Raw genomic sequence first — 11,364 nt, forward strand, 5'->3', positions numbered from 1 at the left:
CGCCAGCAGTCATATGGTAGTTACTACCAAATTCTTCCCCTGCTCAAACCATCGAAGCGAGGATCTTGCCGATGACTGAGTTTCCCGCCGGCCGGCCGAGCGGTTGCCCGTTCGAGCCGGCAGCCGGCTACACCGCTCTCCGCGAGACTTCCGGGCCGATCAAGGTGTCCACTCCGGCCGGAGTCGACGCGTGGGTCCTCAGCCGGTACGACGACGTCCGCTCGGTGCTGGCCGACACCCGCCTGAGCTCGCGGTCCGCGCCGTCGGCGCACGTCGTACCGGAGGCGGATCTGGAGCGCGAGGTCGAGTCCGGCTCGATCCTGCAGAACGACGGCGAACGGCACGCCCACCTGCGCAGGCTGCTGACGAGCGAGTTCACCGTCAAGCGGGTTCAGGCGCTGCGCCCGCGAATCCAGCAACTGGTCGAGGATCATCTCGACGCGATGCTCGCCAGCGAGGGACCGGTCGACCTGGTCCAGGCGTTCGCACTGCCGATCCCGTCCCTGGTGATCTGCGAACTTCTCGGCGTCCCGTACGCCGACCGCGACCAGTTCCAGCGCCGCAGCGCGATCCTGGTCTCGGTCGACCGGCCCGAGGACGAGGTGACGCGGGTCAGCGAGGAGTTGCAGCAGTACATGGCCGGGCTGGTGCTGGCCAAGCTCGAGCAGCGGGAGGACGACCTGCTCTCCCGGCTGATCACCCGGGCCGAGGACCAGGGCAACCCGCTGACCGTCCCGGAGTTGGTGTCGATCGGTATCACGCTGCTGATCGCCGGCCACGAGACCACCGCGAACATGATCGCCCTCAGCACCCTCGTCCTGCTCCGCAACCCCGATCAACTGAACGCCCTTCGCAACGACCCCGCGCTGGCCCCGGCCGCCGCCGAGGAACTGCTGCGCTACCTGTCCGTCGTGCAGTTCGGCCTGTTCCGCCACGTGCTGGACGATCTCCCGCTCGGCGACGAGACGATCAAGGCCGGCGAGTACCTGATCGCCGCGCTGTCGTCCGGCAACCGGGACGAGTCCGTATTCCCGAATGCCGACCAGGTCGACCTGTCCCGGAAGGCCTCGGCCCACCTCGCCTTCGGCTTCGGCCCGCATCAATGCCTCGGGCAACAACTGGCCCGGGTCGAGCTGCAGGAGGTCTACACCCGGCTCTACCGGCGGATACCGACGCTCCGGCTGGCGGTGCCGTTCGAGGAGATCAAGTTCAAGGACAACACCCTCGTGTACGGCGTGACGGCGCTGCCCGTCACCTGGGATCGCTGAGCGAAGGGAGTCGACGATGGACGTGACGATCGACCAGGAAGGCTGTGTGGCCGCCGGACAGTGCGTGCTCGCGGCGCCGGACGTCTTCGACCAGCGGGACGAGGACGGCGTCGCCATACTGCTGCAGCCTCCGCCGGCCGACCAGTACGACGCCACCCGCGAGGCGGCGCTGCTCTGCCCAGCCCGGGCCATCCACCTGAGCGAATGACCAACCAAATGCCAAGGAAAGGACGGAAGGCGGTGGGGCGGGAAGAGCACATTGTCATCGTCGGGGCTTCGGCCGCCGGGTCGACGATTGCGCAGACGCTGCGCCGTGAGGGCTTTGCCGGCGCCCTCACGGTGATCGGCGACGAGCCGCACCTTCCGTACGACCGGCCGCCGCTGTCGAAGCAAGGCCTGCTGGGCACCTGGCCGCCGGACCGCACCCGTTTCGGAGCCAGTACTGCGTACGCGGAGCAGGGCATCGACCTCAAGCTCGACGCCCGCGCGGATCGGCTGGATCTTGACGCGCGGCAGGTCTACCTGGCCACGGGGGAGGAGGTCGGCTACGACCGGCTTGTGATCGCTACTGGGGTGCAGCCGATCCAGCCGTTCCAGCAGGAGCGTGTACACGTCCTGAGGACTCTCGACGATGCTGTGGCTCTTCGGGAGTCGTTGCTGCAGGCATCGGCGGTTGTCGTAATCGGAGCTGGGTTCCTTGGGTCGGAGACTGCTGCTGCCGCACGGCAACTCGGGTGTGACGTGACCCTCGTGGATGTGGCTCAGGCGCCTATGGCCAGGCAGTTGGGTGCGGAGGTCGGGTGGATGGTCGCCGACCTGCACGCAGCCAACGGAGTACGGATGGTGGGTGGTACCGCCGTCAGAGCGGTGCATGCGGGGGCTGTAGAGCTGGCAGACGGGTCGCAGCTCAAGGCAGACGTAGTGCTTGTTGCCGTTGGCTCCAAGCCGGCTACTGCCTGGCTGGAGGGGTCTGGATTGCCGTTGGGCGACGGCGTCCTGTGTGACGAAGCGCCGGAAGAGGTCCGCGCGGTGGGTGATGTCGCACGGTGGACCAGCAGGCGATTCGGCTTGTCACTCAGGCTGGAACACCGGACCAACGCGACCGAGCAGGCGGTCTGGACAGCGCGCGACCTGCTCGCGGCGAGCAAGGAACCGTTCGATTCGATCCCGTACTTCTGGACGGACCAGTACGACGCGAAGATCCAGGTCTACGGCGTGATTCCACCCGACGCGCGGCTGGTGATCACGCAGGGGAGCCCGGCGGCGCGGCGGTTCGTCGCGCAGTACCGGTCCGGGGGTCGGGTGACGGCCGTGCTGGGCTGGAACATGCCGCGGGAGACGCGCCGGGAGCGGGCGTCACTGACAGAGATCTGAAGAGCTCTTAACTAAACCCTGGTCACAACCGGATCACCGGACCGCTATCGTCGAGCCGGTGAGTGAGTACTCGAGGGAAGAAAAAAGCAAGCCCCGCGTCGCCGTGGTTTTCGGCGGCCGGTCGAGCGAGCACGCCATCTCCTGCGTCACCGCGGCCAACGTGCTGCAGGTGATCGATCGGGACAAGTACGAGGTCGTGCCCGTCGGCATCACCACCAGCGGCCACTGGGTGCTGGAGAGCGGGGACCCGGAGCGGTTGTCGATCACCGACGGCAAGTTGCCGGAGGTGGACGTGACGGCGCTGCCGGTGCTGTTCGGCGCGGACCGTGAACTCGTCGTCACCGAACCGGGTGAGGTGCCGGCCACGCTGGGCGAGGTGGACGTGGTCTTCCCGCTGCTGCACGGCCCGTGGGGTGAGGACGGCACGCTGCAGGGCCTGCTGGAGATGTCGGACATCCGGTACGTCGGCTCCGGCGTCCTGGCCAGCGCCGTCGGCATGGACAAGCACTACATGAAGGTCGTCTTCGCGGCGGCCGGACTCGAGGTCACTCCGTACGTCGTGATCCGCGACCGCGACTGGACTCGCGACCCGCAGGCCTGCCGTGAGGCGGTCGACCGGCTCGGCTACCCGGTGTTCGTGAAGCCCGCCCGGGGTGGTTCCAGCCTCGGCATCAGTAAGGTGAACAGCCTCGACGAACTGGACGACGCGGTCGCCGAGGCCCGCGCGCACGACCCGAAGGTGATCGTCGAGGCGTCGGCGAAGAACCCGCGCGAGATCGAGGTCGGCGTGCTCGGCGGTCTCAACGGTGGTCCGGCCGAGGTCAGTGTCTGCGGCGAGATCGCGATCTCCGGCGGCGGGCACGACTTCTACGACTTCGAGACGAAGTACCTGCCGGAGGGCGAGGAGTACACCGCGCTGTCGGTGCCGGCCGATCTGCCGGACGACGTCGTGGCTGAGGTCCGGGCGAAGGCGCTGACCGCCTTCGACGCGATCGAGGGCGAAGGGCTGGCGCGGGTCGACTTCTTCCTCGACGAGGACCACAACGTCATCATCAACGAGATCAACACCATGCCCGGCTTCACCCCGACGAGCATGTTCCCCCGCCTGTGGGCAGCCTCGGGCGTCGACTACCCGGCCCTGGTCGACCGACTCCTGACCCTCGCCATGACCCGCAACACCGGCCTCCGCTGAACCGTTCCCGCAGTTGGCAACCCCGGCCGGCTCACCAGTTCTCGTGCCTCAACCACGGCACGGCCGGCGCTCACCAGTTCTCGTGCCTCAACCCCGGATCGTCGATCCGGGGTTGAGCTTTGCCGCCTTGCTGTTGAGGTAGCGCTGCTGCGGCAGGCTCGTGGTCCGGCTCGCCGCCTGCTCGTACGCCGACCGCGCGCCGGCCAGATCGCCCGACATCTCCAGCAGGTGCGCCCGCACCGCCGACAACCGGTGGTCCTTGGCGATCCGATCGTCGCCCTCGATCTTCCCCAGCAGCGCCAATCCCTCGGCCGCACCCCGAGCCATCGCCACGGCGACGACGTGGTTCAACGCGACCATCGGGTTGTCCGTCAGTTGCAGCAGTACTTCGTACAGCGCCACGATCTGCGGCCAGTCCGTCTCTTCGGCAGATCCCGCCTCGTCGTGCACCGCGGCGATCGCCGCCTGCAGTTGATACGGCCCGACCGGTCCGCGGGTAACGCCTCGGTGATCAACTCGACGCCTTCGTCGATCAGCGCGCGGATCCACAACGACCGATCCTGTTCGGCCATCGGGACCAGTTCGCCGTTCGGCCCGGTTCGCGCCGGGCGACGCGCGTCCGTGAGCAACATCAGCGCGAGCAACCCGGCGACCTCGCTGTCGTCGGGGAGCAACCTGTGCACCATCCGGGCCAGCCGGATCCCCTCGGCCGCCAACTCGACCCGCTGCAGGTTCGGACCCGTCGTACTGGCGTAGCCCTCGTTGAAGATCAGGTAAATGACCTTCAGTACTGCGTCCAGCCGCTCGTCCGCGTCCGGTGGCATCGAGAACCTGGCGCCGGCATCCTTCACGCTCTGCTTCGCCCGGGTGATCCGCCGGGTCATCGTTGCCTCGGGCACGAGGAAGGCGCGGGCGATCTCGGCGGTGGTCAGGCCGCCGACCGCTCGCAGGGTGAGCGCGATCTGCGACGCGGCCGAGAGCGAGGGGTGGCAGCAGAGGAACAGCAGGATCAAGGTGTCGTCCGCGGCGGGCTCGACCTTGTCTGCTGGGGTTGCTAGCCAGTCCTCGGGCAGCACCCACTGGGCGACCGTGTCCTCGCGGCGCTGCCGGGCCTGCTCGTTGCGCAGCAGGTCGGTCAGCCGGCGGGACGCGATCTTGATCAGCCAGGCACGCGGATTGTCCGGACGTCCGCCAGTCGGCCACTGCTGCGATGCCGCCAGCAGAGCCTCCTGGACGGCATCCTCCGCGGTGTCGAAGTGCCCGTACCGCCGGACCAGCGCACCGAGAACCTGCGGCGCCAGTTCACGCAGCATCTCCTCGAGCGCGGGCCCGGACATCAGTTCGCCTCGGACAGGAAACCGGACATCAGTTCGCCTCTGGTGTCAGTTGGCTCAGGTGCCGGTTGGCTCAGGTGCGGCCTGGGCATCAGTCGACCAGGTCGTCCCGGGTCTCCACGATCGGCCGGATGTCGGCGTACGCCGTGGCTCGGACGAACTCCGGGGCGGGAGTGTCGCCCAGCCGGGCGGCGATCTCGGTGGCGCGGTCGAAGCTCTCGCACTCGACGATCCAGTACCCGGCGAGCACTTCCTGCGTCTCGGCGTACGGGCCGTCGGTGACCACCGACGAGCCGTCCTTCGACCCGAGCCGGCGGGTCAGCACCGGCGCGGCGAGTGCCCGCGTCTCGACCATTTCGCCCGACTCGATCAGGTCGTTGTTGAACTTCTCCATGAACGCGCCCATCGCGGCGAAGTCCTCCTCGGTCCAGGCCGGCTTGCCCGTGTCCTTGCCGCCCATGCCGTCGTAGTCCTGCTGCGAGGCATACGTCAAAATCATGTACTTCATCGAAATCTCCCGTCGTCCGTGGCACCACTCTGGTGCTTCTCACCAGCTACGTCGATGCACCCAACAGGAACCGGACACGCACTCTTCAGGTACAGGGGGTGATCAGGGTGTTGTGGGCCTTGACGGCGTCGGAGACGTCGGTGAGGGCGTTCGCCTCCGGCTTGTACTTCACCGGGACGGCGATCTCCAGGTAGACCTTGCGGCCGATCGTGGTGAAGATGACGCCGTTGCCGACCTCCTTGGCGAACCAGCCGACGCCGTTCACCTCGAAGCACTGCGACTGGGCCTCGGCCATCCCCGCGGGCGGCGCGACCCCGCAGGTCACCTCGACCGGCGGATCGCCGTACGCCGCGGTCAGCGGGCTCGGCGGCTCGGTCTCGCGACGTTCGGCGTCCAGCACCTTCTTCGGCAACGCCTTCACCATCGGTGCGCAAGCGTCGGCGACCTCGGCAGCAGGCGACGGTACTGCGACCGGCGCCGGCCCCGGACTGCAGCCGGCCGGCGCGATCGCGCCGACGGTGGACAGAGCGACGGCCAGGGCGGCCCGTCGACGGGCGCGCCGGCGCCTGCGGGCGATGACCGGACTCAGATGTGGACGACGGGGCACGTCAGCGTGCGGGTGATGCCGGGCACGTTCTGCACCTTCGCCACGACCAGCTTGCCGAGCTCGTCGACGTTGCGAGCCTCGGCGCGCACGATCACGTCGTACGGACCGGTCACGTCTTCGGCCAGGGTGACGCCCTGGACCTCGGCGATCTGCTGGGCGACGTCGGCTGCCTTGCCGACCTCGGTCTGGATCAGGATGTAGGCCTGGACCACCACGTCGTTCTCCACTCAGTCGTCCTCAGCTGGCATCGGCCACGGTACTGCGAAGCGGCCCGGCGTACTCTTCGTTGCCCGGTCACCGTACCGCCTAGACTCGCCGGAGCGATATGGGAGGTCAGCTGACGTGACAGAGACGTTGGGAAGCACCGGTGAGTTCGGCTTGATCCAAGCCGTCACCAAGAGCCTTCCCCAAGGTGAGGACGTCCTGGTCGGACCGGGCGACGATGCGGCCGTGGTGGCGGTGCCGGACGGCCGGATGGTGATCACGACCGACCTGCTGGTGGAGGGCCGCCACTTCCGCCAGGACTGGTCCTCGGCCTACGACGTGGGCCGCAAGGCCGCCGCGCAGAACCTGGCCGACATCGTCGCGATGGGCGCCCGGCCGACCTCGCTGGTCGTCGGGTTCGGCGCGCCGCCCGAACTGCCGAGCGCGTGGGCGGTGGAGTTGCACCAGGGGCTCGCCGACGAGTGCGAACTGCTCGGCGTCAGCATCGTCGGCGGCGACACCGTCCAGTCGGACAAGATCGTCGTCTCGGTGACCGCCTTCGGCTCCCTCGACGGCCGCCCTCCCGTACTGCGCTCCGGGGCGCGCCCCGGCGACGAGGTGGCCGTGGTCGGCCGGCTGGGCTGGGCCGAGGCCGGGTTCACCGTGCTCAACCGGGGTTTCCGCTCGCCCCGCTCGGTCGTGGAAGCCCACCGCCGCCCGGCACCGCCGTACGCCGAAGGGCCGCGCGCGGCGCTCGCCGGTGCCTCGTCGATGTGCGACGTCAGCGACGGCCTGGTCGCGGACCTCACCCACATCGCGGTCGCGAGCAAGGTGCTGATCGACATCCGGTCGGCCGCGTTGACGGTCGCGGAGCCGCTGCAGGCGGTTGCGGCGGCGACCGGCGCGGACGCGCTGGGCTTCGTGCTGGGCGGTGGCGAGGACCATGCCCTGGTCGGCACGTTCGAGCCGGCCGACGTACCGGAGGGGTGGACCGTCATCGGCACGGTTGCTGAGGGCAACGAAGAACGCCCGCCGGGTACCGTCACGGTGGACGGTCACCTCTACACCGGCAGCACCGGCCACGCCCACTTCAAGAGCTGACATGTCGACGAACCGCCTCCAGGAGCTGTCATGAACGCCGCGCCGCCCAGGGTTCTCACCGTCGCCGGGTCCGACTCGGGCGGTGGGGCCGGGATCCAGGCCGACCTGAAGTCGATGCTGGCCAACGGTGTGCATGGGATGAGCGTGCTGACCGCGATCACCGCCCAGAACAGCCTCGGCGTGCAAGGCGCCTGGGAGCTGCCCGAGGAGCAGGTCGTCGCGCAGTTCCGCAGTGTCGTGGACGACATCGGGGTCGACGCGGTGAAGACCGGCATGCTGGCCTCCGCGTCGATGGTCCGGGTGGTGGCGTCGCTGCTGCGGACGCTGCCGGCCGACGTGCCGGTGGTGATCGATCCGGTCGCGGTGTCGAAGCACGGCGACAAGCTGCTGGGCGCGGACGCGATGGACGCCGTCCGGTCCGAGATCGTGCCGCTGGCGACTGTGCTGACCCCGAACCTGACCGAGCTCGGACCGGTCGCCGGCGTCGAGTTGCGCGGCGTCGACGATCGCGAACTGGCGGCGAAGATCCTGCTCGACGCCGGTGCTTCGTGGGTACTGGTGAAGGGCGGGCACGACGAGGGTCCGCTGTCCGTGGACGTACTGCACGGTCCGGGTGTGCGGGAGGAGTTCAGCTCTCCCCGGGTGGACAACCGGCACACGCACGGCACCGGGTGCACGCTCGCCAGCGCGATCGCGTCGTACCTGGCGCGCGGGTACGACGTACCGGCTGCGGTCGGTGCCGCCAAGGACTACATCAGCGGGGCGGTGGCCGCCGGGTTCGCGCTCGGCGGGGGGATCGGACCGGTGGACCACGCGTGGCAGTTTCGAGACATCTCCCACCCCGGCCACCCCGGTCGTTCGAAACAGGAGTAACAGGTGAACAAGAGCCGCCCACCGGTGGACGGACAGTGTGACGAGTGCGGCTTCGACTACGACACAGGTGATCTGCAGGGAACGGTGACGACGCTCGTCCGGCAGTCGGCCGAGTGCAGCATGGCGCTGACGAAGGCGGCCGCCGGTCCGGACTCGGACGTGGTGCGGATCCGGCCCGAGCCGGAGGTGTGGTCGGCGATCGAGTACGCCTGCCACGTCCGCGACGTGCTCGAGGTGCAGCGGTTCCGGATCGCGCAGTGCCTGGCCGAGGACCGTCCCGTCTATGCCCCGATGGACCGGACCGGGCGGGTGAAGGAAGCGAAGTACGAGGATCAGGACCCGATGGAGGTCGCGGCCGCGCTGATGCGCTTCGCCCGCGAGTTCGGCGCCGCGGCCCGCGTGCTGCAACCGCACGAGCTGGGCAAGCTCGGCCTCTACAACTACCCCGTACGAGCCCCGCGCAGCCTCGGCTGGCTGATCCGCCACACCGCCCACGAGATCCAGCACCACCGCCACGACATCATCAAGATTCTCGCGGTGCTGGAGCCCCCGATCATCCCCGCCCCCAAGCCGGACCCGGTCGAGGAGACCACCGACTCCACCTCGACCGATCCCGAGCCCTCAGCCGACTCGCCCGTCGACACCGAACGCTGATCGGCCGAGTTCGCCCCGCTGAGCGGTCATGGCGGCTTGAAAACCGTGGTGGATGATCATGGTCCGAACTTCTTGCCCGATCCTCTCGATGATTGGAGGATCGATCTATGGTTCAGTCACCTCATGCGGATTGACGAACTCCGGACGCTGCTCGCCAAGCACGCACGGCCCGACCTGACAACGGCCATCGACGACGTGCTGATCTCGAAGGTCGAGCACCCGTTGCCGCCGTCGTCGTCCATGTCGGGCACCGTGATGGCGCTCATCGCCCAGGGCGCGAAGCGCATCGCGCTCGGCGACCGCGTGTACGAGTACCGCGCCGGTCAATACCTGATCGCCTCGGTCGACCTGCCGATCACCGGCCACTACACCGAGGCCGGCCCCGAGCAGCCGGCACTCGGCTTCGGCCTGACCCTCCAACCGGCCGCCGTCGCCGAGGTACTCCTCCAGGCCTCGCCCGGAGACCTAGCGCCTACCACGGGCACGCCGTCCGGCATGGCGGTCAGTGAGGCGTCGGACGACCTTCTCGACGCGGTGATCAGGCTGCTGCGTCTGCTCGACCAGCCCCGCGATCGGGCGGTCCTCGCCCCGCTGATCAAGCGGGAGATCCTCTGGCGGCTGATCACCGGCGAGCAGGGCGCCGTCGTCCGCCACCTCGGTCTACCCGACAGCAGCCTGACCCACGTCGCCGGCGCGGTCCGCTGGATCCGCGACCACTACGCGCAGTCCTTTCGCGTCGAGGAGGTGGCGCAGCAGGCGGGCATGAGCGCGTCCGCCTTCTACCGCAACTTCCAGGCGGTCACGGCGATGAGCCCGGTCCAGTTCCAGAAGCAGATCCGCCTGCAGGAGGCCCGGCTCCTGCTCGCCACTCACCCCAAGGACATCACCGGAGTCGGCAGTCGCGTGGGTTACGACAGTCCATCCCAGTTCAGCCGCGAGTACCGCCGCCAGTTCGGCGCCTCCCCAAGCCAAGACGCCGCCCGCCTCCGAGGCTCCACCCCCGAAACCACTCCTGCCCTGGTCTGAGGCTGGCTCAGGGGTGGGTTTCTGACCAGGCCGCGAGAGCGGTGTCCGTGGTGATGTGGTCGAGGCCGAGGGCTGCGGCGCCGCGGAGGGCGCCGTCTTCTTGGTGAGTGGCGTCCAGGACCGGCGGTGGGGAAGCGCGGTGGAACGTCATCAAGCCGGCGGTGTAGGCGTCGGTGAAGGTGACCGGTGCGGCGGCTCGGAGGGGGACGGCCAGGCCGCCGAGAGTGACGACGTCGGGGTCGTGGGCGTTGACGAGGCCGGCGATGCCTGAGGCGAGTGCTGCTGTCACCCGGCTGACCGCTCGCGCGACTCGCTTCTCGTTGAGGCGTTGGAGCACTGACTCGGCATAGGCGTACGGGTCGTCCGGTTCAGGCTCGCGGAGGTGTTGGGCGAGGGCTCGGCCGTCGATCTCGAGGTCCCAGCAGCCGCTGGCGCCGCACGGGCAGGAGCGGCTGCGGTCGCCGAAGGGCATATGCCCGTACTCTCCTCCGGCCCCAGTGGCTCCACTGGCCGGGATGCCGTCGAGGATGAGGGTCCCGCCGACTCCTACCTCGACGATGAGATGCAGCGCGGTGCCTGCCCCGGCGGCTGCTCCAGTACGCGCCTCGGCGACGCCGCTGAGCGTGGCGTCGTTCCCGGCGAGGAGGGGGAGGCCGGTACCCGCCGTCACTGCGGTCAGGTCGACCTGACCCCACCCGAGCGTCGGCGCCTGCATCAGGTGGTCGTCCCGCACTGTCCCGGCCACTGCCAGAGTCACGGCGCGCAGGCGGTCGCCGTACTGGTTGCGGGTGGTCTCGACGGCAGCATGCAGGTTCGCCAGCACCGACTCGGGCCGGCGGCTGCGGTGGCGGACGGACTGCTGCTCATGCAGTACGCCGTCCAGCGTCACCACCGCGCTCCGCCAGTTCCCCTGCCGCAGGTCCATCGCCAGCACTACCGGGCCGCGTGGATGCGGCTGGAGCACAGTGGTCGGTCTCCCGCGTCCCCGGCTCGGCGCAGGTGTCTCGGTGAGAAGGTGCAGGTCCCTCAGCCGCGCAGTGACCTCGGTAGCCGAACTGGTGCTCAACCGCAGTTCGCGAGCCACCGCGGCACGGGTGACGCCGGGCTGCCGGGCCACCTGTCCCAGTACGTCCGCAGCCGTCTGCCACTGGCCGCGTCGCGCCGTCGGTCTCACGTCGCCTCTTGCCGTCATAGCACCTCTCGGGTTTATGCTCGGAGAACGA

The 11,364-nt window shown here is 69.1% G+C and carries 12 protein-coding genes and 1 pseudogene; 8 read left to right on the forward strand and 5 right to left on the reverse strand.

What is annotated here, in order from left to right:
- The first annotated feature begins 71 nt into the window (after positions 1 to 71).
- Genes ABD255_RS15065 through ABD255_RS15080 form a run of 4 tightly spaced genes read left to right on the forward strand, consistent with a single transcriptional unit; the run spans position 72 to position 3,834 of the window.
- A complete protein-coding gene (locus ABD255_RS15065; protein WP_344214144.1) occupies positions 72 to 1,268 on the forward strand; it encodes a cytochrome P450 in 1,197 nt (398 codons plus the stop codon).
- 16 nt (positions 1,269 to 1,284) lie between these two features.
- Positions 1,285 to 1,476 carry a ferredoxin gene (locus ABD255_RS15070; RefSeq protein ID WP_344214146.1) on the forward strand — a complete coding sequence of 64 codons (192 nt, stop codon included), beginning with the start codon at positions 1,285 to 1,287 and terminating at the stop codon, positions 1,474 to 1,476.
- Between the two features lie 32 nt (positions 1,477 to 1,508).
- Complete coding sequence (locus tag ABD255_RS15075) at positions 1,509 to 2,642, forward strand: NAD(P)/FAD-dependent oxidoreductase (RefSeq protein ID WP_344214148.1); 1,134 nt, start codon at positions 1,509 to 1,511, stop codon at positions 2,640 to 2,642.
- Positions 2,643 to 2,700: 58 nt separating this feature from the next.
- Positions 2,701 to 3,834 carry a D-alanine--D-alanine ligase family protein gene (locus ABD255_RS15080; protein ID WP_344214150.1) on the forward strand — a complete coding sequence of 378 codons (1,134 nt, stop codon included), beginning with the start codon at positions 2,701 to 2,703 and terminating at the stop codon, positions 3,832 to 3,834.
- An 87-nt stretch (positions 3,835 to 3,921) separates the two neighbouring features.
- On the opposite strand, the pseudogene ABD255_RS15085 reads toward ABD255_RS15080, so the two are convergent.
- From ABD255_RS15085 to ABD255_RS15100, 4 genes and pseudogenes are all read right to left on the reverse strand, one after another.
- A pseudogene (locus ABD255_RS15085) lies at positions 3,922 to 5,171 on the reverse strand (RNA polymerase sigma factor).
- 88 nt (positions 5,172 to 5,259) lie between these two features.
- The gene (locus ABD255_RS15090; protein WP_344214152.1) at positions 5,260 to 5,676 is read right to left on the reverse strand and encodes a YciI family protein; all 417 of its coding nucleotides are present in this window, start codon (positions 5,674 to 5,676) and stop codon (positions 5,260 to 5,262) included.
- 85 nt (positions 5,677 to 5,761) lie between these two features.
- Entirely contained in the window at positions 5,762 to 6,283 is a 522-nt protein-coding gene (locus ABD255_RS15095) for a DUF3515 domain-containing protein (protein ID WP_344214154.1), read from the reverse strand.
- Positions 6,262 to 6,498: an Lrp/AsnC family transcriptional regulator gene (locus tag ABD255_RS15100; protein ID WP_246486833.1), complete on the reverse strand. Its 237-nt coding sequence runs from the start codon at positions 6,496 to 6,498 to the stop codon at positions 6,262 to 6,264. Before ABD255_RS15100 ends, ABD255_RS15095 begins: the two co-directional genes overlap by 22 nt.
- Positions 6,499 to 6,625: 127 nt before the next feature.
- Between ABD255_RS15100 and ABD255_RS15105 the strand changes: the two genes are divergently transcribed.
- From ABD255_RS15105 to ABD255_RS15120, 4 genes are all read left to right on the forward strand, one after another.
- On the forward strand, positions 6,626 to 7,588 hold the full coding sequence (locus tag ABD255_RS15105; RefSeq protein ID WP_344214156.1) for a thiamine-phosphate kinase: 963 nt from the start codon (positions 6,626 to 6,628) through the stop codon (positions 7,586 to 7,588).
- 30 nt (positions 7,589 to 7,618) lie between these two features.
- Complete coding sequence (gene thiD / locus ABD255_RS15110; RefSeq protein ID WP_344214158.1) at positions 7,619 to 8,461, forward strand: bifunctional hydroxymethylpyrimidine kinase/phosphomethylpyrimidine kinase; 843 nt, start codon at positions 7,619 to 7,621, stop codon at positions 8,459 to 8,461.
- Between the two features lie 3 nt (positions 8,462 to 8,464).
- Entirely contained in the window at positions 8,465 to 9,115 is a 651-nt protein-coding gene (locus tag ABD255_RS15115; protein ID WP_344214160.1) for a DinB family protein, read from the forward strand.
- A 123-nt stretch (positions 9,116 to 9,238) separates the two neighbouring features.
- The gene (locus ABD255_RS15120; RefSeq protein ID WP_344214162.1) at positions 9,239 to 10,141 is read left to right on the forward strand and encodes an AraC family transcriptional regulator; all 903 of its coding nucleotides are present in this window, start codon (positions 9,239 to 9,241) and stop codon (positions 10,139 to 10,141) included.
- A gap of 7 nt (positions 10,142 to 10,148) precedes the next feature.
- Here the strand turns inward: ABD255_RS15120 and ABD255_RS15125 are convergent, their stop codons facing one another.
- Positions 10,149 to 11,315 (reverse strand): ROK family transcriptional regulator, encoded by a 1,167-nt coding sequence (locus ABD255_RS15125; protein ID WP_344214165.1) that lies wholly within the window; start codon positions 11,313 to 11,315, stop codon positions 10,149 to 10,151.
- Positions 11,316 to 11,364: the final 49 nt, after the last annotated feature.

Source organism: Kribbella sancticallisti (assembly GCF_039530625.1).
In the GTDB taxonomy this organism is placed as follows: Bacteria; Actinomycetota; Actinomycetes; order Propionibacteriales; family Kribbellaceae; genus Kribbella; species Kribbella sancticallisti.